The sequence below is a fragment of the Paraburkholderia terricola genome (assembly GCF_900142195.1).
Lineage (GTDB): Bacteria > Pseudomonadota > Gammaproteobacteria > Burkholderiales > Burkholderiaceae > Paraburkholderia > Paraburkholderia terricola.
In genome coordinates this window covers 79,813-102,618 of sequence record NZ_FRAB01000003.1, presented here as the reverse complement: position 1 = coordinate 102,618, position 22,806 = coordinate 79,813, and the positions used below count along the sequence as shown (strand labels likewise).

20 protein-coding genes and 1 pseudogene are annotated in these 22,806 nt (G+C 65.0%); 7 read left to right on the top strand and 14 right to left on the bottom strand.

Translation table 11 applies throughout. The annotated features are described in order from the left end of the window. Positions 1-91 precede the first annotated feature (91 nt). A complete protein-coding gene (locus BUE39_RS03810; RefSeq protein ID WP_073427470.1) occupies positions 92-868 on the bottom strand; it encodes an NAD(P)H-dependent oxidoreductase in 777 nt (258 codons plus the stop codon). Between the two features lie 80 nt (positions 869-948). Between BUE39_RS03810 and BUE39_RS03805 the strand changes: the two genes are divergently transcribed. Beyond that, positions 949-1,857: a LysR family transcriptional regulator gene (locus BUE39_RS03805; RefSeq protein ID WP_073427325.1), complete on the top strand. Its 909-nt coding sequence runs from the start codon at positions 949-951 to the stop codon at positions 1,855-1,857. A 49-nt stretch (positions 1,858-1,906) separates the two neighbouring features. Here BUE39_RS03805 and BUE39_RS03800 read toward each other — a convergent pair whose 3' ends face one another. Together BUE39_RS03800 and BUE39_RS03795 are read right to left on the bottom strand one after the other, a co-directional pair. Further along, on the bottom strand, positions 1,907-3,088 hold the full coding sequence (locus BUE39_RS03800) for an acyltransferase family protein (RefSeq protein ID WP_073427324.1): 1,182 nt from the start codon (positions 3,086-3,088) through the stop codon (positions 1,907-1,909). A 152-nt stretch (positions 3,089-3,240) separates the two neighbouring features. After that, a complete protein-coding gene (locus tag BUE39_RS03795; RefSeq protein ID WP_073427469.1) occupies positions 3,241-4,125 on the bottom strand; it encodes an aldo/keto reductase family oxidoreductase in 885 nt (294 codons plus the stop codon). Positions 4,126-4,228: 103 nt separating this feature from the next. On the opposite strand from BUE39_RS03795, the gene BUE39_RS03790 reads away from it, so the two are divergent. The 4 genes from BUE39_RS03790 (at position 4,229) to BUE39_RS03775 (ending at position 9,492) form a co-directional block, all read left to right on the top strand. Next, positions 4,229-5,167: a LysR family transcriptional regulator gene (locus tag BUE39_RS03790; RefSeq protein ID WP_073427323.1), complete on the top strand. Its 939-nt coding sequence runs from the start codon at positions 4,229-4,231 to the stop codon at positions 5,165-5,167. A gap of 278 nt (positions 5,168-5,445) precedes the next feature. Further along, entirely contained in the window at positions 5,446-6,693 is a 1,248-nt protein-coding gene (locus BUE39_RS03785; protein WP_073427322.1) for a sensor histidine kinase, read from the top strand. A 117-nt stretch (positions 6,694-6,810) separates the two neighbouring features. Then, positions 6,811-8,781: an acid phosphatase gene (locus BUE39_RS03780; protein ID WP_073427321.1), complete on the top strand. Its 1,971-nt coding sequence runs from the start codon at positions 6,811-6,813 to the stop codon at positions 8,779-8,781. Between the two features lie 330 nt (positions 8,782-9,111). Next, positions 9,112-9,492, top strand: coding sequence for a DUF2917 domain-containing protein (locus BUE39_RS03775; RefSeq protein WP_073427320.1), 381 nt, complete (start codon positions 9,112-9,114; stop codon positions 9,490-9,492). Between the two features lie 72 nt (positions 9,493-9,564). On the opposite strand, the gene BUE39_RS03770 is transcribed toward BUE39_RS03775, so the two are convergent. From BUE39_RS03770 to BUE39_RS03730, 9 genes and pseudogenes are all read right to left on the bottom strand, one after another. Beyond that, a complete protein-coding gene (locus tag BUE39_RS03770; RefSeq protein WP_073427319.1) occupies positions 9,565-10,155 on the bottom strand; it encodes a hypothetical protein in 591 nt (196 codons plus the stop codon). 170 nt (positions 10,156-10,325) lie between these two features. Further along, complete coding sequence (pcaF, locus tag BUE39_RS03765; RefSeq protein WP_073427318.1) at positions 10,326-11,528, bottom strand: 3-oxoadipyl-CoA thiolase; 1,203 nt, start codon at positions 11,526-11,528, stop codon at positions 10,326-10,328. Positions 11,529-11,958: 430 nt separating this feature from the next. Next, on the bottom strand, positions 11,959-12,939 hold the full coding sequence (denD, locus tag BUE39_RS03760; protein WP_073427317.1) for a D-erythronate dehydrogenase: 981 nt from the start codon (positions 12,937-12,939) through the stop codon (positions 11,959-11,961). A gap of 17 nt (positions 12,940-12,956) precedes the next feature. Beyond that, entirely contained in the window at positions 12,957-13,745 is a 789-nt protein-coding gene (gene otnI / locus BUE39_RS03755) for a 2-oxo-tetronate isomerase (protein WP_073427316.1), read from the bottom strand. A gap of 70 nt (positions 13,746-13,815) precedes the next feature. After that, positions 13,816-15,150, bottom strand: a complete 1,335-nt coding sequence (locus tag BUE39_RS03750; RefSeq protein WP_073427315.1) for an MFS transporter — start codon at positions 15,148-15,150, stop codon at positions 13,816-13,818. A gap of 72 nt (positions 15,151-15,222) precedes the next feature. After that, complete coding sequence (otnC, locus tag BUE39_RS03745) at positions 15,223-15,885, bottom strand: 3-oxo-tetronate 4-phosphate decarboxylase (protein ID WP_073427314.1); 663 nt, start codon at positions 15,883-15,885, stop codon at positions 15,223-15,225. Further along, the gene (otnK, locus tag BUE39_RS03740) at positions 15,882-17,192 is read right to left on the bottom strand and encodes a 3-oxo-tetronate kinase (RefSeq protein WP_073427313.1); all 1,311 of its coding nucleotides are present in this window, start codon (positions 17,190-17,192) and stop codon (positions 15,882-15,884) included. Before otnK ends, otnC begins: the two co-directional genes overlap by 4 nt. A 15-nt stretch (positions 17,193-17,207) precedes the next feature. Further along, a pseudogene (gene ltnD / locus BUE39_RS03735) lies at positions 17,208-18,131 on the bottom strand (L-threonate dehydrogenase); the annotation flags it as partial. A gap of 39 nt (positions 18,132-18,170) precedes the next feature. After that, positions 18,171-18,875: a FadR/GntR family transcriptional regulator gene (locus tag BUE39_RS03730; protein WP_073427311.1), complete on the bottom strand. Its 705-nt coding sequence runs from the start codon at positions 18,873-18,875 to the stop codon at positions 18,171-18,173. Between the two features lie 206 nt (positions 18,876-19,081). Here BUE39_RS03730 and BUE39_RS03725 point away from each other — a divergent pair, with 206 nt between their 5' ends. Further along, the gene (locus BUE39_RS03725; protein ID WP_073427310.1) at positions 19,082-19,906 is read left to right on the top strand and encodes an IclR family transcriptional regulator; all 825 of its coding nucleotides are present in this window, start codon (positions 19,082-19,084) and stop codon (positions 19,904-19,906) included. A gap of 54 nt (positions 19,907-19,960) precedes the next feature. Here BUE39_RS03725 and BUE39_RS03720 read toward each other — a convergent pair whose 3' ends face one another. Continuing rightward, the gene (locus tag BUE39_RS03720) at positions 19,961-21,151 is read right to left on the bottom strand and encodes a M20 aminoacylase family protein (protein WP_073427309.1); all 1,191 of its coding nucleotides are present in this window, start codon (positions 21,149-21,151) and stop codon (positions 19,961-19,963) included. Between the two features lie 184 nt (positions 21,152-21,335). Between BUE39_RS03720 and BUE39_RS03715 the strand changes: the two genes are divergently transcribed. After that, on the top strand, positions 21,336-22,244 hold the full coding sequence (locus tag BUE39_RS03715; RefSeq protein WP_073427308.1) for a LysR family transcriptional regulator: 909 nt from the start codon (positions 21,336-21,338) through the stop codon (positions 22,242-22,244). A gap of 6 nt (positions 22,245-22,250) precedes the next feature. Here the strand turns inward: BUE39_RS03715 and phnN are convergent, their stop codons facing one another. After that, a complete protein-coding gene (phnN, locus tag BUE39_RS03710; protein WP_073427307.1) occupies positions 22,251-22,805 on the bottom strand; it encodes a phosphonate metabolism protein/1,5-bisphosphokinase (PRPP-forming) PhnN in 555 nt (184 codons plus the stop codon). Position 22,806: the final 1 nt, after the last annotated feature.

Below are 22,806 nucleotides of genomic sequence, written 5' to 3'. Positions count from 1 at the left end.
CGCAGGCGGCGAGCGTGAACCGCGCATCGCGAACGGTGCGACGCTCCCGTTGCGCTTGAGCGCCCCCGGCAAGAAGCGACACCTGTCACGTTCAGGCGACATGGGCCGCGAAACCGGTCTGTCCCGGCGCAATCTCGTCCCGCAACGTCAGCGCCGGAATCCTGTACGCGCCGCCGTTCTGTGGCCGGAACGGTATCGGCGCGGTTGTGCCCAATGCGTCCAGACGTTGGCCGAGCGCATCGCGCGCTTCTGCGTATTTCGCTTCGTCGATCCGGCTCGTCCGATAGATCACGAATGGCGGCAACACGTCGAAGCCTGGGTAATACAGAATGCCGTGCTGAATCGGAAACAAGATATCGTCGATCGGACCGTTGATGCCGCGCGGACCATAATGCGACTCCCATCCGCCCGTCGTGACGACCAGCATCGCGCGCTTTCCCGCCAGCGTGCCTTCGCCGTAGCGTTCGCCCCAGCGCGTGTCGGAGTGCTCCCCCACCCCATACGCGAAGCCGTATGCATAGACGCGCTCCACCCAGCCCTTGAGAATCGCCGGCATCGAAAACCACCACAGCGGAAACTGCAGGATGACGGCATCGGCCCATCTGAGCTTTTCCTGTTCGAGCGCGATGTCCTGACTCTGCGAGCCATTCTCGAACGCATGCTTCGAGTCGAGCGATGGATCGAAACGTGCGCCGGCCTGCCTGCCGGGAAAATCGTCCGCATCGAGCGACGCTTTCCAGTTCATCGCATACAAATCGGATACCTGCACGACGTGCCCCGCACGCTCGAGACGTTTGACCGAAAAGTCCTTGAGCGACCCATTCAACGATTTGGGTTCGGGGTGAGCGTAGACAATAAGAACGTTCATGATCGTGGCCTTCATTGCTGATCGTGGTGAGAAGCAACACGATAGTTCTCGCTACGGTATATTGGAAATGAATTACCGATATTGCAGGTATTGCAATGAATAATCTCAGAAGGCTCGACCTCAACCTGCTGGTCACGCTCGACGTGTTGCTCTCCGAGCACAACGTCACCCGCGCGGCGGAACGTCTGAACTTCTCGCAGCCGTCGGTCAGCGTGCATCTCGCCAAACTCAGGGATGTCCTCGGCGACCCGCTGTTGCTGCCGGGACCGCGCGGCATGCGGCCCACGGCGCGAGCCGAGGCGCTGCGCGAACCCTTGCGGCAAGCGCTGGAGGCGCTCGAACGCGCGGTGACGCCCGCCAGGCCTTTCGATCCCGCCGGGGCGACCCACACGTGGCGCATCGCCGCCACCGACTACGCCGAATCGACCATCGTCCTGCCCGCGTTGGCCGGCCTGCGGGCGGCCGCTCCCGGCACGCGTCTCGCGATCGTGGAAGCTGTCCCGCCGCGCATCGCGAGGCAAGCGGAACAGGGCGAGATCGACCTCGCATTCCATACGAGCGAAGGATCGCCCGCTGGGCTGCGAAGGCGCGTGCTCTTCGCGGAGCGGTATGTTCTCGCGGGCCGCGCCGGCCACCCGCGCTTGAAGCGCCGGCCGACGCTCGCGCAGTTCCGCAAGCTGGAGCATGTGATCGTGTCGCCGGACGGCGGCGGCTTCGTCGGCATCACGGACCAGGTGCTTGCAAAGGCCGGCCTCACGCGCAAGGTCGTGCTGTCGGTGCCGCATTTCCTGTTCGCGATCTCCGCGCTGGCGAGCACGGACCTCGTGGCGATGGTGCCCGCGCGGCTGGTACGCGGCACCGGCGCGCTGCGAACCGTCGAGCCGCCCGTGGAAGTGCCGGGCTATGAGATGGCGATGCTATGGCATGAGCGCGCGCATCGCGACCCGGCGCATCAATGGCTGCGGGAACACATCGCGGCCTCGGTTTGAGAGCGCGCCACGCACGGCGTGTCAGCCAGCGCGCCGTCCTTCGATCGAATCAACCGGAGTCCATTCCGTGCGTCGGTCGAGCCACGGGCTGCCCCGGCTTGCCGACGGAAAGCGGTGTCATCACCCTCGCGAGGCGCGCCTTGAGGCGCCTGCGCATCGGCTCTTCGTATAGTTTGAAGCAGAGCAGGCTCGCCACGATGCAGAACACGATCACCATCCAGCCGTTCGATGGTCCGAATCCAAGCATCAGCGACCAGAGCGCGAGGGGCATGTGAATGAGATACAGCGAATAGCTCGCGTCGCCCAGCCGAACGAGCGGCCGCCAGTTCAGCAGACCCACGACCGGCCGCTCCAGCAACGCGAGGCCGAGTATCAGCGCGGCGAACAACGGCGCGTCGAGAAAAAATGACGGCGCCACCGGCCGCCATGCGCTGAGCCCCGTCAAGGCAAACGATGCCACGCCGATCAGCACCACGCCTCTAACGTGTTGCGACGTGCCGCTCGCCCGAAGCCGCAAATAGAAAATGGCCGCGGCGATCCCCATGACAAACTCGGAGAGCCGCGACAATGGCATCGAGTAGATCATCGCGCCGCTGCGCGAGATCGGCATATAGGCATGCAGAAGCGCGATCCACACGCCCGTCGCGAGCCACAGCGCGATCGAGACAAGCGCGATCCGCGCTGCGCGCATGCGCGTCATCCGGCGCAGCAGAAACGGGAACAGCAGATAAAAGAACACCTCGCAGGAGACGCTGTCGGACGGCCCGTTCCACGGCTGCTTGATCGCCGAAAATGGAAACCAGCCGTTGATCAACAGTAACTGGCATACGAGGCTAACGACGAGCGCCGGATAGACCGCTTCCTTGATTGCATACCACTCCAGCATCAGGGAGGCGTCGCCGGTATAAAGAAGATAGGCCACCACGGGAACGCACAGCAGCAGACCGAGCAGGATCATCGGATAGATCCGCGCGATCCGCGCTTCGTAGAACGTGCGCACGCCGCCGTGCCCGAGTTTGTCGCGATACGTGAAGGTGAGAATGAAGCCGGACAGCACGAAGAACAACGACACCGCCGAACGGCCGCCGTCGATGAAATCGAATATCGCCGACGGCAACGGCAGCAGATTGTTTTCCGAGTAGTGAGAGACGACGACCGCGAATGCCGCGATGAACCGGATACTCGTCAATGCGGGAAACGCACTGCCCGACTGATTTGAGTCCATCGCCATAGACCTCGTCTCCCGATTGCGCGCAACTCAATTTACCATTCGCAGCCGGGAAAACTCAGGCGCCGCCAAGTCATTCTTGCAGCAATGGCGGTAACGCCTGGTAGTTTGGCGTGACGCGGCTATCGGCGTGCGTCGGACTTCGCGCGGCGCGATTACGCCTTGTGGTCGGCTTTGCCGATTGCATCGAGTTCCGCATACACGTCATCGGTCAAACGCAATTGCGCGGCCTGCAGGTTTTCGCGCAAATGCTGGACTGACGACGTGCCTGGAATCAGCAGAATGTTGGGCGCGCGATGCAGAAGCCATGCGAGCGCGGCCTGCATCGGCGTCGCGCCGATCGCTTGCGCGATGCCGGACAACGCCGACGATTGAATCGGCGTGAAGCCGCCCAGCGGGAAGAACGGCACGTAAGCGATCCCCTTGCCCGCCAGATCGTCGATCAGCGCATCGTCTTCACGATGAACCAGGTTGTACTGGTTCTGCACGCAGACGACCTCCGCGATCCGCCGCGCCTCGTCGATCTGCGCCGCGGTCACGTTGCTCAAACCGATGTGGCGAATGAGCCCCCGCTGTTGAAGCTCGGCGAGCGCCGTCACCTGCTTTTCGATCGAGCCTTCGGCGGGAGCGTGCACGCTGCCCATGATCCGCATATTGACGACGTCGAGCACGTCGAGTCCGAGGTTGCGCAGATTGTCGTGCACCCCGCGCTCGATATCTTGCGGCTCGGACGCCGGCAGCCACGCGCCGTCGCTGCCACGCACCGCGCCCACCTTCGTGACGATCGTCAGGTTGTCCGGGTAGGGATGCAGCGCTTCGCGAATCAACTGGTTGGTGATGTGCGGTCCATAAAAGTCGCTGGTATCGATGTGATCGACGCCCGACGCCACCGCTTCGCGCAGTACCGCGAGCGCCGCGTCGCGATCTTTCGGCGGCCCGAAGACGCCGGGCCCGGCAAGTTGCATCGCGCCGTACCCCATGCGCCGCACGGGTCGGCCGGCAAGCGAAAAGGTGCGGGTGGCGGAAGTGAAATTCGGCATGGCGCTCTCCTTGATGAACGATTGAGCGGCAGTATGAGCCGGTTGCGTTGTTAGATAAATCGGCTTAACGTGCACGGGTTGTTTAAAAATATGCACAATCGCCATGGAACTGAACGACCTTGCCGCCTTCGTTTCAGTCGCCCGCGCCGGCGGCTTTCGGGACGCCGCGCGCAGCAGCGGCGTGTCGGCATCGAGTCTGAGCGTCGCCGTGCGCCGTCTCGAGTCGAAGCTCGGCCTGCGCCTGCTGAACCGCACCACGCGCAGCGTGGCCCCGACCGAAGCCGGCCTTCGTCTCATCGAAAAGCTGACGCCCCTGTTCAGCGAAATGGAAGCCGCGCTCGACGTTCTGAACGGCTTCAGGGACAAGCCCACCGGCACGCTCAAGCTCAACGTTCCGCTGAGCGCGGCGCGCATCGACTTGCCCGAGGTCATCGCGCCGTTCCTGAAGGCGTACCCCGACATCCGCGTGGAAGTCGTGGTGGAAGACGGCTTCGTCGACGTACTGTCGATCGGCTGCGACGCCGGCATTCGCTACGACGAACGGCTCGAACAGGACATGATCGCGGTGCCGATCGGGCCGCGCGCGCAGCGCTTCGCCACCGCCGCCGCGCCGGGCTATCTCGACGCGCACGGCCGGCCCGGGCACCCGCGCGAGCTGCTTTCGCATGCCTGCCTGCGCGTGCAATTCGCGGGAGGCGCCACGCCGGCGTGGTATTTCGAGCGCGACGGCGAAGTGCTGCAGTTGAATCCGTCGGGGCCGCTGCTCGTGCGCCCCAGCGCCGCGATCGATCTGGCGATCGATGCGGCCGTCGCGGGCGTGGGCGTAATTCATCTGTTCGAGCACATGTTGCGCCCGCATCTCGACAGCGGAGCGCTGGAGCCGATTCTCGAGCCCTGGTGGCAACGCTTTTCGGGGCCCTTTCTGTACTATCCGGGGCGCCGTCATCTGCCCGCGCCGTTACGCGCGTTCGTGGATTTTCTAAAGGCGCGTGACGCCGACGCGCACGCGCCCGCGGTGATTCACGCTGCAAGGCGCGCTTAAGCTCGCCCATCGCGGGCGGCGGAGTCGAACCTCATCGCGGTTGCGCCACCGCCACGCGAGCGCTGTTCCGCGAACGCCCATTGCGGCGATAATGACGCCAATCATCGGCGGCGGCGACGCGCTCTCGAACACCGGAGCACAGCGCCCGGCGGCCAGGCGCCCACTCATCCCAGCCGAAAGTGCTTGCTCGCGAGGCGTCATGACCCGCCTTCCGTTCGACGCGTCCGGTGTGGTTCGAGCATAGACAAGTAGTAGAAACCCGATCCCGATGCATCATCATGACCGACACACGCGTTAGCCCGCTGCACCAATTCGCCGACTTCGTTCGCTCGGAGCGGACCCGACTGACCGGGCAATGGATGAAAGCCGTGTTCGGCGACGCCGACCTGGTCGAAGCGGACAAACTCACTTATCAGCAACTTGCGGATCACCTGCCCGACATTCTCGACGGTCTGTGCGCCGCGCTCGACCTCGAGGATCTCGAACGGGTCGAGCCGGCGATCGAACGCAATGCGAGGCAACACGGCAAGGTCCGCTGGCGCCAGGGTTACCGGATCGAGGAACTCGTGCGTGAGCTCGATCTCTTCCACCAGGTGCTCGTGGAAGCGCTCGAACAATTCGCCGAGCGTGACAGCACGTTCACGCGCCGCCACGAAAGCCGCGCTCGTCGCCTGATTGCGGAGACGCTCAGCATGGTCACGCTCACGTCGATCCGCGAGGTGGTCAGCGAGCGCGACCGCAAGATCGACGAGTACACCGGCCGGCTCGAACGCGCGAACCACGAACTGACGCTGAAACAGCGGCTCGTCAGCGATCTTTATGAATCGAGGATGCAGATCACGCGTAGCGTCGTGCACGATCTGCGCAACTTCCTGAATGCGTTTTCGATCGCGCTGCAATTGATCGAACGCGCGCCCGCCAAGGCCGACACCGCGTTGGCGCTCGCCAATCGCCAGGCCGCCGACATGAAACAGCTCGTCGACCAGATGGTCGAGTACTCCGTCGTACTCGGCGACGGCGCGCCGCTCACCCTGGAGCAAGTCGAACTGCGCGAGCTTTACGACGAACTCGCCGCCGCATCGCGCCCGGCGATCGAGGCCAAGGGGCTGGTGCTGCGCACATCGTTCGATCCGGCGCTGGGCGCGGTCACGTCCAATCGGCTCAAGCTGAAGCAGATCGCGGTCAACCTGTTGTCGAACGCGACCAAGTACACGACCTCGGGGCAAATCGAATTCAGCTTCGCGCTGGCCGGCGCCGATCACTGGTCGATTCGCGTGTCGGATACCGGCGTGGGCATCGCGCCTTCGGACAAGGACCGCGTATTCGACGAATTCGAACGCGCCGCGGGCGAGGACATTCCCGGCACGGGACTCGGACTCGCGATCGTCAAGGAGCTGTGCCGCGTGCTGAACGGGCAGATCGATTTTGCGTCCCGCCAAGGCGTGGGCACCACGTTCGAAATCCGCTTCCCGTCGATGATCGTCGAGCCGCCGGTGGTGGATGCGCCGGCCGTCGATCCCCGGTAAAACCGCATCGCTGATGCGGCCTGCAAGGTCCGGGATGCGTCGGCAAGTGTAACGTTAGCTTCATGCGGCCCCGCTAGACTGCGCGCTTTCTTGCGCAACCTTACGGACACGGCCACCATGCATTCGTCGCAATTCCTTCGCTTCAGTCTACTGCTCGTCGCCACGAGCTCCGCACTTCTGCTCGGTGCCTGCGGCGGCGACGGCATCGACGACGGCACCCGTTCGGCCGCGACGGTCGCGGCCGTGCCCGCTGCGCCCGCCGATCCCGGCTTTGTCGACAGCGCGCCGGTACAAAGTTCGGTGGCCGCATTCGTCGACAACGCGTTCAGCAACCAGCGCGGCGATGCGCGCTACGCCACGATGGAAACCAACGCGGGCGTGCGCGTGCTCAACAGCTTTCGCACCTTGTGGCAACCGTTGACGGATATCGTCGACGCCGGCGTCAGCGCGCCCGCCGTGGGCAGTTTCCCGGCCGTCGTGGCTTCCGCCTGGACCGGCGTGCCGAGCGACGGCACACCGAACGGCACCGCGTTGAACCCCACGGTGCTGAACGCGAACGTCCAGTATGTGGTCACCGCCACCACGCAGCGCACGGCCGCGCAAGCCGAGGCCGCGTATTACGACGACCGCCGCGGCAAGGGCTACAGCGTCTCCGACGGCATGGGCCCGCTCACCGCCGCATGGCGCAGCGCCGCGCAGCAAACCACCAGCATCACGAGCATTCCGGCGAACGCGACCACCACCGTGTACAACGACAGCGGCAACAATACCGGCGTGAGCGGCACCGCGAATGCGCAGTTCGGCTCGGTCGTCAGCTTCATCAATGCGATCGGCACCAACGGTTCCACGGAACCCGCGAAGCGCTTCTACAAATATGCGCGACCGTACCGCTGGAGCAGCAGCGTGATCGTCGCGCCGACGCTCGTGCCCGCCGAGAGCGCCACGCCGTCGACCGACAGCGGCTTCCCAAGCGGCCATTCCGCCGAAGGCGTGCGCGACGCGCTCGCGATGGCTTACGCGTTGCCCGAGCGCTACCAGGAAATGCTGAGCCGCGGCCTCGAACTGGGCGAGAACCGCATTCTCGCCGGCATGCATTCACCGCTCGACGTGATCGGCGGACGCATCCTCGGCGAAGCGGTGGTCGCCGCGAACCTCGTCGATCCGAACAACGCGACGCTCAAGCAGGCGGCCTTCAGGCAAGCGCATGACACGCTGTACACGCTGACCGGCACGAACGCCGTCACGTTCCGCGCGTTCGCCGAATCGGGCACGCCAGCGAGCGACCGCTTCGCGGATTACGCGGCCAACAAGGCCAACTATCTGCGCCGCCTGACGTTCGGCTTCGCGCCGAGCGCCGCGACCACCATGCCCGCCGTCGTGCCGAAAGGCGCGGAGGTGCTGCTCGAAACGCGCCTGCCGTATCTGAGCGCCGACCAGCGCCGCGTCGTATTGAAGACCACCGCCCTGCCGTCCGGTTTTCCCGCACTCGATGACGCCGAAGGCTGGGGGCGTCTGAACCTGTTCGCCGCCGCCGACGGTTATGGCGCGTTCGCGGGCAACGTCGTCGTGTCGATGGACGCCGCGCAAGGCGGCTTCAACGCAGCCGACACGTGGCGCAACGACATCTCGGGCGCCGGCAAGCTGACCTTCAACGGCACGGGTTCGCTCACGCTCGCGGGCTCGAATACGTATGGCGGCGGCACTCAGGTGCAGGGCGGCGTGCTCGTGGCCGGATCGGCAAACGCATTCGGCACGGGCGACGTGTATGTGAGCGGCGGCACCGTGGCCGTGAACGCAACGTCGCGTGTGAAGATCGGCGGCAAATACACGCAACTGGCGGGCGGCACGCTGGAGATCGATCGCGGTGCGGGTGACCAGGGACGGCTTGCGGTCGGCGGGCAGACGTCGATCGTCGGCGGCACGCTGCATGTGAAGTTCGCCGCCGGCTTCACGCCGAAGGTTGGCGACACGATCGCCCTGCTCGATTGCAACGGTCTGCAAGGCCGCTTTTCGACGGTCACGGTGGACAGCTTCAAGGCCACCGCGCTTTATAGCGCGTCGGGCTTGCGGATTCATCTCGACGCGTGAGCACAAGCATTCGCGGGCAACCCGACTGCACCGCCACATATCCCGACATGGATTGTTGCAAGCCGCGGCGCGCGCCGATGAACGAACTACGGCAATCTGTCATTGACAAGCCATGCGGCAAAACGGCACACTCGTTTTCATGTTGACGCACACCTCCATCGCCGTAGCGATTAAAAACCCAAAGCGAGCCATCATCGGCTGGCCATTGGGAGCATGTGCGCGTTAGCAGTCTGAATCTGCGACACAAGACCCCAAAGGCCCCGCCGGTAACGGAAGGGGCCTTTTGTTTTGTGGGCGCCTCTGTCTGCCGGCTCAATGACGGAGAGCAAGATGGATCAGGCAAGCCCGCAGTGCATGGACGACGATTCGAGTCTGTATGCGTGTCAGCAGGACGAACGTCTGCCGAAAGTGGTGGTGCATTTTTCCGTGATGCCAGGCGCCACGCTGACATGGCGCGTCGACGCCGACAGCACGCTCGCCGTACAGGGCGCGCGCCTCTGGCTCACCCGCGTCAGCTCCCCGTACGATCATTGGCTCGGTCCCGGTGAGGAGTTTCGGCTGCAACGCGGCGAACGCGTTTGGCTCAGCACCGACGGCGAACGCGCCGCGCGCGTCTCGCTCACGAGTGCGCTGCCGGCGAAAACCGGTGCGTTCAGGCGTTGGCTGGGGCGTCTCGCATGGTTGAGCCTGGGCCCGCCCGCGCCGCGTTAGCCTGCCCGGCGCACCGCGAATCGGTGCGCCTTATGGCGGCCCTATGGCGTCTCATTGCGACTTATTTGCGCCTCATTGCGCCGCTTGTTGCGGCGTCACCTGCACGGCCGCAGCCGAGACGAATACCGCGTGTATCGTGTCGCCGGCCTTGATGTCTGCCAGATCGACCTCGGGACTGACTTCGAGCGTTTGCGTCCGGGATGCGCCGCGCAGCGTGACGAGTCGCCTGGTCCGATCGATCTTCTGCACGGTGGCGAGTGTTTCGATCTCGCGCGTCGAATCGAGACCGCCCGAGGCCGGCGCGTACGCCTGCGTATCGACGCGTTCACGACTGCCCTTTCCCTTGCCCTTCGCGGTCACTTTTTCCGCCTTCACGAGCAGCGCATTCTTGTAGAGCACGTCTACCCGATCGCCCACCTTCAGTTGATCGAAAGCGGCGACTTGCTGGCCCACCAGCACGATCACCGTGTTGCCTTGCGGACCCTTGAGCGTGAGCGCACGGCTGCCCGGATCGATGCCGACGATCTCCGCCTTCACGTGCACCGGCTCCACGGCGAGCGCGGGTCCTTGCGCGGCGCTGGCCATCGCATCTTGCGCGCACGCCGGCTGAGCCACCGCGAGCGCCGCCGCTATCAGCGTTGCGGTAATCGTCGCTAGTTTCATTGACGCTCTCCTTGAAAAATCGGTTCGATCCGGCGTGATGGCGATCGTGAATCAAGCATAGATCCATCGAGCCGCGAACCCATGCGCCGCATCAAATGAAACAGCCCCGTCGCATGCGTGACGGGGCTGTTCAATGAGGCTGCGCTTCGGCTCGAATAACGCCTAAACCATCACACGCGTTCAATAGCAATCGCAATGCCCTGTCCGACGCCGATACACATCGTGCACAGCGCGAACCGGCCCTGCGTGCGCTGCAACTGATACATCGCGGTGGTCACCAGACGCGCGCCGCTCATGCCAAGCGGATGGCCGAGCGCGATCGCGCCGCCGTTCGGGTTCACGCGGGCGTCGTCGTCGGCAACGCCGAGCGTGCGCAGCACCGCAATGCCTTGCGAGGCGAATGCCTCGTTCAGCTCGATCACGTCGAACTGGCCAATGCTCATGTTCAACCGCGCGAGCAGCTTTTGCGTGGCGGGCGCCGGACCGATGCCCATCACGCGCGGCGCGACGCCGGCCGTTGCAATGCCCAGCACGCGCGCGCGCGGCGTGAGGCCGAAGCGCCTGGCCGTTGCTTCGTTGGCGAGCAGCAGCGCCGCCGCGCCGTCGTTCACGCCCGACGCATTGCCCGCGGTCACGGTGCCGTCGGCGCGCACCACGCCCTTCAGTTTGCCTAGCGCTTCGAGGCTGGTTTCGCGCGGATGTTCGTCCTGCAACACCGTGATCGGATCGCCCTTCTTCTGCGCGATCGTCACGCCGACGATTTCCTGCGCGAGCGTGCCGTCGCGTTGCGCGCGCGCCGCCTTCTGCTGGCTGCGCAGCGCGAACGCGTCCTGATCGGCGCGGCTGATCTTGTAATCGGTCGCGACGTTTTCGCCGGTCTCCGGCATCGAATCGACGCCGTACATCTGCTTCATCAACGGGTTGACGAAACGCCAGCCGATCGTGGTGTCGTGAATGTCGGCCTGGCGCGAAAACGCGCTGGCCGCCTTGCCCATTACGAACGGCGCGCGGCTCATGCTTTCGACGCCGCCCGCCACCATCAACGCGGCCTCGCCCGACTTGATCGCGCGCGCGGCGATGCCCACCGCGTCCATGCCCGAACCGCACAGGCGGTTCACCGTCGAGCCCGGCACGTCTTGCGGCAAACCGGCCAGCAGCAGCGACATGCGCGCGACGTTGCGGTTGTCTTCACCGGCCTGGTTCGCGCAGCCGTAGATCACGTCGTCGATCGCGCTCCAGTCGACGTTCCGGTTGCGCTCCATCAGCGCCTTGAGCGGCACGGCGCCCAGGTCGTCGGCGCGCACCGACGACAGCGAACCCGCATAGCGGCCGATGGGGGTGCGAATCGCGTCGCACAGGAATGCTTCGGTCATGTGATGTCTCCAGTTGATAGGCTGCGTGCGCCGCGCCGTGATGGACCGCACCCCGGACCCGCACCCCGCGGTGCGAGAGGTAAAGCACGGCGGCGCGGGCGAGATGCGCCGACGTACCGGCTCCGCGAACGCAACGGAAATCGGCTGCGGGGCAGCGGTGACGTTGGATCAGCTTAGCGCAGGATGGTGGGCGACGCGTTCGGGATTTGCCAGAAAGTTCGTTATATGAACGCAATGGCCGTATATCGAACAACTGGACACGATAATAGGCGCGTGGCCGAAAGCATGTCAAGCGCGGTCAGGCCCGCACCAGGGAATACGTGCGGGCCGTCTATTGTTGTGACGAGAGTCGGAGAAGGATCGGAAGATCGACGCGTTCGCGCCGGCGAAAGTGCGCTCGGGGCCGCCGGCACGAAGCTTTTGAAGTGTTTCAGCGAATCTGAATCTGTTCGTCCGCGATATAGCTGCGGATCACGTCGGCGAAACTGCGCTCGCCGGTGAGGCCCAGGCTTTCGGCGCGCGACGTATCCCACCGCCCCGGCCAGCTGCCGACGATCTTTTCCACGCGCGCATCGCGCTCCCACACGATCCGCTTCACGGCCTCGTCGCCCGCGACCTCGCGCAACGCGGCCACCATCTCGTCGACGCTCACCGAGATGCCCGGCAGGTTCAGCACGCGCTGGTTGCCGAGCAACGCGGCGTCGAGTTCGAGCCCGGCGATCAGGCTCTCGATCGCCTTGCGCGGCGACAGCAGCCACAAGCGCGTCGCGCCCGCCACCGGGCACACGGCCGCCTCGCCGTTCAACGGCTCGCGGATGATGCCGCTCGCAAACGACGACGCCGCCGCGTTCGGCTTGCCCGGCCGCACGCTGATGGTGGGCAGCCGCACCACGCGGCCGTCGACGAAACCGCGCCGCGCGTAATCGTTGAGCAGCAGTTCCGCGATCGCCTTCTGCGCGCCATACGACGACTGCGGCTTCAACGCGGTATCGTCCCGCACCATATCGGGCAACTCGCCGCCATACACCGCCACCGAACTCGTGAAGAGCACGCGCGGTTGGTGCCCGCGTTGCCGGCAAACTTCGAGCAGCAGCCGCGACGCATCCAGATTGATGCGCATGCCGAGATCGAAATCGGCTTCGGCTTGCCCGCTCACGATCGCGGCCAGATGAAAGATCGCCGAGGTCCGCTCGTCGATCACGCGTTCCAGCACGCTGCGCTCGGCGATGTCGCCCACTTCCGCGCGCACGCGGCTGTCGCCGAAATCGCTTGCGCGCACCACGTCGAGCAGCACGAGTTCGGCAATGGCTTGCGGCTTGCCGTCCGCGCCCTTCAACGAACCGCGCGCCAGCAGTTCACGCGCGAGGCGCTGGCCGAGAAAACCCGCGCCGCCGGTAATCAGTACTTTCATGATGTTTTTCGTCTCTCTTAACAGGCGTTATGCAGATACGGCTCCAGCCAGCCGAGGCCCGCTGACGTGCCGGCACGCGGCCGGTATTCGCAACCGATGTAGCCGTCATAGCCGAGCGAGTCGATCAGATCGAACAGGTACGGGTAGTTCAATTCGCCGACGTCGGGCTCGTGCCGCTCCGGCACGCCGGCGATCTGAATGTGGCCGATGCCCGCCATATCGCGTTTGAGTTTCACCGCGAGATCGCCTTCGACGATCTGGCAGTGATAGCAGTCGAACTGCACCTTCAGATTCGGCGCGCCCACTTCCGCGCAAATCGCCTGCGCGTCGTCCTGACGGTTCAGGAAGAAGCCGGGGATATCGCGCGTGTTGATCGGCTCGATCACCACCGTGACGCCGTCGGCTTGCGCGGCCTTCGCGGCATGGGCGAGATTCTTCAGATACACGTCGCGATGCCGGGCGCGCGATTCGTCCGCGCCGATCAGCCCGGCCATCACGTGCAGCTTGCGATTGCCGATGACTCGCGTGTAGTCGAGCGCCGTATCGACGCTGCGGCGAAATTCGTCCTCGCGGCCCGGCAGCGAGGCAATGCCGCGCTCGCCCGCGGCCCAGTCGCCGGGCGGCGCATTGAAGAGGGCCTGAGTCAGATCGTCCGCATCGAGCCGCGCCTTGATTTCGCTGGCGCGGAAATCGTAGGGAAACAGAAACTCGACCGCCTTGAAGCCGTCTTTTGCCGCGGCGGCGAAACGGTCGAGGAAGGCGTGCTCGTTGTACATCATCGTCAGATTGGCGGCGAAGCGAGGCATGACAGCAACTCCTTTGAAACGGATCGGCGCGCGGCAACGAAAACGATCGGTGCGCCGCGCGCGACCCGGTTTAGCGATTGACCAGTTTGGCCGGCGTGAGCCAGGTGGCGATCGCGCCGATCACCAGCATGCCGGCCAGCACATACATGCCGGTTTGCGTGCTATGCGTGAGGTCCTTCAGATAACCGATCATGTAAGGACTCGCAAAACCCGCGAGATTGCCGATCGAATTGATGATCGCGATGCCGGCCGCGGCGGTCGCACCCGACATGAAGGCGGTGGGCAGCGACCAGAATAACGGCGCGCAGGTCAGGACACCGGCGGCGGCGAGCGAGAGAAACGTAATCGACACCACCGTGTTCTCCGCGAACGAAGCGGCCACCGTAAAGCCGATTGCACCGAACAGCGCCGGCACGATCAGATGCCAGCGGCGTTCGCGGCGCTTGTCCGCGCTATGTCCCATCAGGTTCATCACGACGATCGCGCACAGGAACGGAATCGCGCTCAACAGGCCGATATTGAACGCACCGCTCACGCCAGTCGATTTGACGAGCGTCGGCATCCAGAACGTCAGGCCGTATTGCCCCGTGACGAACGCGAAATAGATCAGCGACATCCACCACGTGCGCGGATCGCGGAACACCGCGCCGAGCGAATGCGCTTGCGTTTTCTCCTGCGGTTGCGCGGCGGCGATTTCATCGGTGAGCAGGCGCTTTTCGCGCTCGCTCAGCCACTTCGCGCTGGCAATGCCGTTGTCGAGATACAGGATCGTGGCGATGCCGATGGCGAGCGCGGGCAGCGCTTCGATCAGGAACATCCATTGCCAGCCGGCGAAACCGCTGCTGTTGTGGAAGCGCTGCATGATCCAGCCCGACAGCGGATTGCCGAAAATGCCCGAGACCGGAATCGCCGACATGAACACGGCAATGATCTTCGCGCGCCGATGCGACGGGAACCAGTACGTCAGATACAGGATCACGCCGGGGTAGAAACCCGCTTCGGCGAGACCCAGCAGGAAGCGCAAGGTGTAGAACTGCATCGGCGTTTTCACGAACACGAACAGCGCCGAGAGCAAACCCCAGGTAATCATGATCCGCGCGATCCAGATTCGCGCGCCGATCTTGTGCATCAGAATGTTGCTCGGCAATTCGAACAGGAAGTAGCCGATAAAGAATACGCCGGCGCCGAGACCGAACACGGTCTCGCTGAACGCGAGATCCTGCGACATCTGCAGCTTCGCGAAGCCGACGTTCACGCGGTCCAGATACGCGACCACGTAGCACAGCATCAGAAACGGCACGATGCGCCAGAACACTTTCTTGTAAGTGCGCTCGACTTCGTCAGCGCCGGGTTGCCCCACGGCCGCTGCAAGCGGGCGGCTGGATGCGGACTGATAGGAACTCATGCATTGTCTCCTTCGATGTATTGCCGTGCGCACCGCATCGCGGTGTCGTCCGGCATTGTGTATGTCAGGTTCTTACCAGCGCGCGCCGAACACGGTGCGCAGTTCTTCGAGCGCTGCTTCATCAAGCGGCGCGGGCCGCGGATTCGTCATCAGCCACAGGCGCGCGGTCTCTTCGAGTTCTTCCAGCGTATAGGCGGCGTGCGCCACCGAGCGCTCCCACACCACCGGACCGAGCCGTTCGAGCAGAACCGCGCGCACGGTATCGGCAAGCGCGGCGATCTGTTCGGCCACTTGCGGGTCGCCTGGGCGTCGATAACGAATCAGGGGGACGTGGCCCACTTTCATCACGTAGTACGGCGTGATGGGCGGCAATACGTCGGTGTCGCGCCATACGCCCGCGAGCGTCAACGCGACCAGATGCGTCGAGTGCGTGTGGACGATGCCGCGCGCCTCGCCGTTGCGCGCATAGATGCCGCGATGCAGCGCGAGTGTTTTCGACGGCTTGCCGCCCGACACCGCGTTACCGTTGAAATCGACCTTGGCGATCTCGGCGGGATCGAGCCGGCCGAGACAGGCGTCGGTGGGCGTGATCAGCCAGCCGTCGTTCAGGCGCGCACTGATGTTGCCGGCGGTGCCCACGGTGTAGCCGCGCTGATAAAGACTCGCGCCGCTCACGCAGATTTCCTCGCGGACCCTGGCTTCATCGTTGACGTGCAGTGCGGGCGCGCCGGTCATGGCGCGGCTCCTTCGAGATGACGCAGCGCTTTTTCGAAGAAATCGGTCGTGCCGAAGTTGCCTGATTTCAACGCGAGCGCGAGCGGTTCCGCGCCGGTCGTCGCGGTAGCCGGCACGCCCGGATCGATTTGCGCGCCGATGCGCAGCGTGCGCACGTCAAGCGCCTGCACCACCGCGCCGGATGTTTCGCCGCCCGCCACCACGAACTTGCGCACGCCGCGTTCGCGCAAGCCGCGTGCGATCGACGCCAGCGTCGTTTCCACCAGATGCCCCGCTTCGTTGACGCCGAGTTCGCGCTGAACCGCCTTGACTTCGTCGGGCGTGGCGGTCGCGTAGATCAGCACGGGTTGCGCCTTATCGAAGTGCTCCTGTGCGAACGCCAGCGCCTGTTCGACCACCGGCTCGCCGCGCGCGACCGCTAGCGGATCGATGCGAAACGACGAGCGCGTCTCGCGCCATGCCGCCACTTGCGCGTTGGTCGCCTTGGACGCGCTGCCCGCCAGCACGACCGACCAGCCTTCGACGCGCGGCAATTGCGCGGCGTCGGCCTGTTCCGCGAGCAAGCCGGCACGCCGGAAATTCGCGGGCAAACCCAGCGCGACGCCGGAACCGCCCGTGATCAGCGTGAGGTCGGCGCAGGCTTCGCCGAGCACGTACAGATCCGCGTCGGAGACCGCGTCCGCGATCGCCATCCGCACGCCGTCGCCGCGCAGTGCGCCGAACGCTTCACGTACCTTGGAAACGCCCTGCGCGACGGCGTCATAACGCACGAGACCGACCTTCGATTGCGTCTGCCGTTGCAGCACGCGCACGAGGTTCGCGTCGCGCATCGGCGTGAGCGGATGGTTTTCCATGCCCGATTCGTTCAGCAACGCATCGCCGACGAACAGATGACCGCGATAAATCGTACGGCCGTTCTCGGGGAATGCCGGGCATGCAATCGTAAAGGCCGCGCTTGCCGCGTCGGCGGATAACGCGTCGAGCAACGCATCCGTCACCGCGCCGATATTGCCGGCGTCAGTTGAATCGAACGTCGAGCAGTATTTGAAAAAGAACTGGCGGCAGCCTTGCGCGCGCAGCCAGTGGAGCGCGGCGAGCGATTGCGCGACCGCGTCGGCGGCGGGAATCGTGCGCGATTTCAGCGCGACCACCAGCGCGTCGGCTTCAATGGTTTCATTCGACTCGGGCACGCCGATGGTCTGCACCGTGCGCATGCCGCCGCGCACCAGCATGTTGGCGAGATCGGTGGCGCCGGTGAAATCATCGGCGATGCAGCCCAGAAGCGCGCGTTTCGATGGGGACGTCATGGCTCGCTCCCGTGCTTACTGCGCCGCCGGCACGTCGATGCCGGGGAAAATCTTGATCACCGCGGAGTCGTCCTCGCCGCCGTGGCCGGCGGTCGACGCCATCATGAACATCTGATGCGCGGCCGCCGAAAGCGGCAGCGGGAATTTCGAACGACGCGCGGTATCGAGCACGAGGCCGAGATCCTTGACGAAAATATCGACCGCCGACAGCGGCGTGTAATCGCCCTTCAGAATGTGCGGCACGCGGTTCTCGAACATCCACGAATTGCCCGCGCTGTGCGTGATGACCTCGTACAGCGCGTCGGGATCGACGCCTTCGCGCAAACCGAGCGCCATCGCCTCGGCGGCCACCGCGATATGCACGCCGGCCAGCAACTGATTGATGATCTTCACTTTCGAGCCGGCGCCATGCGCCGAGCCGAGGCGATACACCTTGCCCGCCATCGCCGCGAGCACGTCCTCGCACGCGGCATAGGCGGCGTCGGGACCGGAGGTCATCATCGTCATCTCGCCCGACGCGGCGCGCGCCGCGCCACCCGAAACCGGCGCGTCGAGCATCTGCAAACCAGCCGCCTCGATGCGCTTGCCGAGGTCGATCGCGAAGTCCGGCGCGACCGTCGCGCTCGAAATCACCACGGCGCCTGGCTTCATCGCCGGGACCGCGCCCTGTTCGCCGAACAGCACCGCCTCGGTTTGCGCGGCATTGACCACGAGCGTGACGACCACTTCGCATTGCGCGCCGAGTTCGGCGGGCGTCGCACAGCCCACACCGCCTTCCGCGACGAACGCCTGCAGGACCTCGCTGCGCAGATCGCATGCGTGAACCCGAAAACCCGCGCGCAGCAGCGAGCGCGCGACACCCAGGCCCATTGCACCAAGACCGATGACACCGACATTTCTGGACATGCTTGACCTCTGAAAATTCGTTAACCGCTGATGCGCCCACGGCGCCTGGAGCGGCTCAGTTCCGCGCTCGGTTCAGCAAATCCCCGCTTCCGCGAGACGCCGTGCCGCGTTGTACATGTGCGTGCGCGCCGCGTTGCGCGCCGCCATCGGATCGCCCGCGCGGATCGCGGCGGCGATCGCCGCGTGCTCCTCGCGCACCTGACGCGAAAAGTCCTCGCGCAAGGCTTCGTTACGCCGCGTCACGAACGTGCCGGCTTCGAGGTATTGATTCAGGAACGTGAGCGTCTTGAGGAAATACGGATTGCCTGTTGCCGCCGCGATCGCACGATGGAACGCCACGTCCTCGGCGACGCCCTCCTCGCCCTCGGCCACCGCCTGGTCGATTTTGGCGAGGGCGCTGTCGATCGCCATCATGTCGGCATCGCTGCGGCGCATCGCGGCCTCGGAGGCCACTTCCGCCTCGATCGCGCGCCGCAGCGCGAGGATCTGCACCACCGAGCCGGGCTCGACGGCTTCCGCGTAGTCGATGCGCAGCGGCCGGACCGCGCCGTGCGCCGCGATGAACACGCCGCTGCCCTGGCGCGGCTCGACCACGCCTTCGTTCTTCAGCCGCGAGATCGCCTCGCGAATCACCGTGCGGCTCACGCCGAACTGCTGCGCCAGCACGGCCTCGGTCGGCAGCTTGCCGCCGCGCGGGAACGCGCCTTTGTCGATCTGCTTGAGAAGCTGCTGGGCAACCGTGTCGCTCAGTGCCCGGGCAGGAATCTTGTTGAACATCGATGCCTCGATTTGTCATGTCGTCGGGTCATCATACAAATTTTCGATGCAGCGTGCATCCATGCAAACCCTGAGTGTTTTGAAGTAAGAGCGCGCAAAGTTGGCGAAACGGAAGGCTTAAGCTATCGTCACGCCTTTGCGCCGCATCGCTGCCGGCCGAGTCCGCGCGATGCGCGCGCATTTCCTCGCACGCACTTTCAAGGCCCATGAGCAAAGCCCTGCCGCCGTCTTCCGCCGTTCCCGCCAGCGCCGAACCGGCCCCGGAGAAGCCGGGCGACTCGTATGTGCAGTCGTTCGCGCGCGGCCTCGCCGTGATCCGCGCGTTCGACGCCAGCCGCCCCGAACAGACGCTCACCGACGTCGCGACCGCCACCGGGCTCACGCGCGCGGGCGCCCGCCGCATTCTGTTGACGCTGCAAACGCTCGGTTATGTGGAAGCCGAAGGGCGGCTGTTCCGCCTCACGCCGAAGATTCTCGACCTGGGCTTCGCGTATCTGACCTCGATGCCGTTCTGGAATCTCGCCGAACCGGTGATGGAAGCACTGTCGGCGCGGGTCCACGAAAGCTGCTCGGCGGCCGTGCTCGATCGCACGGAAATCGTCTATGTGCTGCGCGTGCCGACTCACAAGATCATGACCATCAACCTGTCGATCGGCAGCCGCTTGCCGGCGTATTGCACGTCGATGGGCCGCGTGCTGCTGGCCGCGCTCGACGACGAAACGCTCGACGCGACGCTCGGCTCGACGCCGCTCTATGCGCACACGCCGCGCACGGTCACCGATAAAGAAGAGTTGAAGAAGCTGATCGCGCAGGTGCGCCGCCAGGGGTGGGCGATCGTCGATCAGGAACTGGAAGGCGGCTTGATTTCGCTGTCCGCGCCGATTCGCAACCGCCAGGGACGCGTGATCGCGGCGATGAACATCAGCGGCAATGCACAGCGCAATTCGGCCAAACAGATGGTGAAGGCGTTTCTTGAACCGCTGCAGCAGGCGGCGCAGACGGTGTCGGAGATGGTGGCGCGGCGCGGGTGATGGCGATGAAGGCGCGCGTCTCACGCGCGCCGCATGCAGGTCGCCCGTTGCCCTTCATCGACCGAGATACCGCTCCACCAGCCGCGCCCAGAACGCCGCGCCGACCGGCAGGTTACGGTCGTTGAAATCGTAATGCGGGTTGTGCACCATGCAGCCGTCCTCGCCCGCGCCGTTGCCGATGCGCAGGAACGTGCCCGGCCGCTTCTGCAGCATGAAGGCGAAATCCTCGCTGCCCATCAGCATGTCGCTCTGCGCGATCACCTTGTCGTCGCCGACCAGTTCGCGCGCCACCGCCACCGCGAGATCCGTTTCCGCGTCCGAATTGACGACCACCGGATAGCCCTCGATGTACTCCACCACCGCCTTGCCGCCATAGCTCGCGGCCTGGCTTTCGGCGAGTTCGGTGATGCGCTTCTTCAGCAGCGCGCGCACTTCCGGGCTGAACGAACGCACGCTCAGCTCCAGCTTCGCGCTGCTCGAGATCACGTTGTTCGCGGTGCCCGCATGCATCGAGCCGACCGTCACCACGGCCGGCTGCGACGGATCGACGTTGCGCGCGACGATCGTTTGCAGCGCCATCACGATGCTCGCCGCCACCACCACCGGATCGACCGTCAGATGCGGACGCGCCGCGTGGCCGCCGACGCCTTCGATGGTGATGATCGCCTTGTCGCCCGCCGACATGAACGGCCCCTTGCGAAACAGCAGCACGCCCGGCTGTTCGCCCGGATGGTTGTGCACGCCGAACACGGCGTCGCAGGGAAAGCGTTCGAACAACCCGTCGTTGATCATCTTCAGCGCACCGCTGTCGATGCCGCTTTCCTCGGCCGGCTGGAAATACAGATGCACGGTGCCGGAGAAATTGCGCGTGGCGGCGAGATGCTGCGCGGCGCCGAGCAGCATGGCCGTATGGCCGTCGTGGCCGCATGCGTGCATCTTGCCGTGCGTGCCGCTCGCGTACGGCAGGCCGGTTTGCTCGATGATCGGCAGCGCGTCCATGTCGGCGCGAATGCCGATGCTGCGCTTGCCGTCGCCCACCTTCAGCGTGCCCACCACACCCGTTTGGCCGACGCCGCGCGTCACCCGCCAGCCCCATTGTTCGAGCCTCTCGGCCACCAGCGCACCCGTTTGCACTTCCTCGTAAGCCAGTTCCGGATGGTGATGAATGTGGTGGCGAATCTCGCGCAGGCTTTCGGCGGCGGGCATCAGGTCGGACACTTCGGTAAAACGCGCGGCTTCGCTCATCTATTGCTCCAGGGATACACGCCGCACGAGCGGCTAAACGGTTGACGAAAGAGGTGACAAATCGGCTGACAGGCAGGCAAAAAGCGGGCAAAAGCAGGCAAGCACTATAGCCACGCCATTTTGTTCGAATAAGATGCTGTTTTTTTCACCCCGATAAACACGCTTTATATACGGGCTTACCCTCATGAAGCTCCAGCAGTTGCAAGCGTTCGTCGCCGCCGCCCATCACCGCAGCCTGCGTGCCGCCGCGCGCGAACTCGGCGTGACGCAACCGGCCGTCACGCATACGATCCGCGAGTTGGAGAGCGCGCTGAATGCCGAACTGATGGTGCGCAGCGTGCGCGGCATCGAGTTGACCGCATGCGGGCACGCGCTGTTGCCGCGCGCCGAGCAATTGCTCGGCGACGTGCGGCGCACGGTTGAAGCGGTCGAACAGGTGAAGGGAGAACTCGCCGGCAAGGTGAGCGTGGGGACCATGCCGTCGATCGCGTTGACGGCGTTGCCGCATGCGGTATCGAAGTTTCGCCGCGCGATGCCGCTGGTGAATCTGCATCTGGAGGAAGTGACGATACCGGACGCGGTTGCGCGCCTGCGCAACGGCGCACTCGACATCGCGGCGATTCATCATGTGCAGGCGCTCGACAGCGATCTGGTGCAAGCGCCGCTCTACTCGACGCAATTCGTCGTCGCGATGCGGGCCGGGCATCCGCTTGCGAACGTCACGCGTCTTCATGAACTGCTCGACGCGGAGTGGATCGCAACTGTCGGCGCCGATCACTTTCCGCACAGCGTGATGATGGCGATGTTCAACGCGCACGGCTTGCCCGTGCCGAAGCGGCTGCTGCGCGCGCCGTCGTCGTTCGCGGTGACGCTGGGGCTGGTGTCGCAAACCGACGTGATCGGCTGCTTCACGCGGCCGCTCGCGGAAAGGGTCGCGCCGCTCGGCATACGCGTCGCGCAAATCGAAGAGGCGCTGCCGAATTACGACCTCAGCATCATTTCGCGGCGCGATCTGCTGCCCACGCCCGCCGTGCTGCAATTCGTATCGTGCTTGCAGGAAGCGACCAGGGAGCGCATGGCGGCCGCGGCGTAACGCGTTTTATCGAACGTCGGCTTCCGACTTGAGAAATGCGATCAGCGCATGCCCCGCTTCCTCGAGCGCGCCGGAATTGTCGATCGTCGTGCAGCGCACGCCGCTGGGCAACGAAAACGGCGCGCGGCGCGCGAGCCGTGCCGCGACCTGTTCCGCCGATTCACGCGCCCGCGCGCCGAGCCGCGCTTCCAGAATATGCGGCGCGGCGTCGACGTGCACGATCTCCGCACGCGGATAGCGCGCCAGCGCATGCGGTACATGCTGCCGCGACCCATTGACGACCACCGTGCAACCGCGCGCGAGCCACGCATCGAGTTCGATGCCGATGCCGTAACGCAACGAGTGACTCGACCATTCGAGCGCGAACAGACCGAGCACGGAGCGCTCGGCGAATTCCTCGATGCTCAGCGCCACATGCTCCTCGCCATTGCCGCTCGGCCGCGTGATATAGCGATGCGCGAACAGAATCGGCTCGCCCATCAAGTGCTTGCGCGCGAAGCTCAGCAACGAATCCTTGCCCGCGCCGGACGGGCCCATCACATAGATCAAACGACCTGTCATT

Coding starts and splice junctions, on each gene's coding strand:
- BUE39_RS03810 (WP_073427470.1), bottom strand. CDS start 868: ATGAACGTTCTTATTGTCTACGCTCACCCCGAACCCAAATCGTTGAAT.
- BUE39_RS03800 (WP_073427324.1), bottom strand. CDS start 3,088: ATGGCGATGGACTCAAATCAGTCGGGCAGTGCGTTTCCCGCATTGACG.
- BUE39_RS03795 (WP_073427469.1), bottom strand. CDS start 4,125: ATGCCGAATTTCACTTCCGCCACCCGCACCTTTTCGCTTGCCGGCCGA.
- BUE39_RS03790 (WP_073427323.1), top strand. CDS start 4,229: ATGGAACTGAACGACCTTGCCGCCTTCGTTTCAGTCGCCCGCGCCGGC.
- BUE39_RS03785 (WP_073427322.1), top strand. CDS start 5,446: ATGACCGACACACGCGTTAGCCCGCTGCACCAATTCGCCGACTTCGTT.
- BUE39_RS03780 (WP_073427321.1), top strand. CDS start 6,811: ATGCATTCGTCGCAATTCCTTCGCTTCAGTCTACTGCTCGTCGCCACG.
- BUE39_RS03775 (WP_073427320.1), top strand. CDS start 9,112: ATGGATCAGGCAAGCCCGCAGTGCATGGACGACGATTCGAGTCTGTAT.
- BUE39_RS03770 (WP_073427319.1), bottom strand. CDS start 10,155: ATGAAACTAGCGACGATTACCGCAACGCTGATAGCGGCGGCGCTCGCG.
- pcaF (WP_073427318.1), bottom strand. CDS start 11,528: ATGACCGAAGCATTCCTGTGCGACGCGATTCGCACCCCCATCGGCCGC.
- denD (WP_073427317.1), bottom strand. CDS start 12,939: ATGAAAGTACTGATTACCGGCGGCGCGGGTTTTCTCGGCCAGCGCCTC.
- otnI (WP_073427316.1), bottom strand. CDS start 13,745: ATGCCTCGCTTCGCCGCCAATCTGACGATGATGTACAACGAGCACGCC.
- BUE39_RS03750 (WP_073427315.1), bottom strand. CDS start 15,150: ATGAGTTCCTATCAGTCCGCATCCAGCCGCCCGCTTGCAGCGGCCGTG.
- otnC (WP_073427314.1), bottom strand. CDS start 15,885: ATGACCGGCGCGCCCGCACTGCACGTCAACGATGAAGCCAGGGTCCGC.
- otnK (WP_073427313.1), bottom strand. CDS start 17,192: ATGACGTCCCCATCGAAACGCGCGCTTCTGGGCTGCATCGCCGATGAT.
- BUE39_RS03730 (WP_073427311.1), bottom strand. CDS start 18,875: ATGTTCAACAAGATTCCTGCCCGGGCACTGAGCGACACGGTTGCCCAG.
- BUE39_RS03725 (WP_073427310.1), top strand. CDS start 19,082: ATGAGCAAAGCCCTGCCGCCGTCTTCCGCCGTTCCCGCCAGCGCCGAA.
- BUE39_RS03720 (WP_073427309.1), bottom strand. CDS start 21,151: ATGAGCGAAGCCGCGCGTTTTACCGAAGTGTCCGACCTGATGCCCGCC.
- BUE39_RS03715 (WP_073427308.1), top strand. CDS start 21,336: ATGAAGCTCCAGCAGTTGCAAGCGTTCGTCGCCGCCGCCCATCACCGC.
- phnN (WP_073427307.1), bottom strand. CDS start 22,805: ATGACAGGTCGTTTGATCTATGTGATGGGCCCGTCCGGCGCGGGCAAG.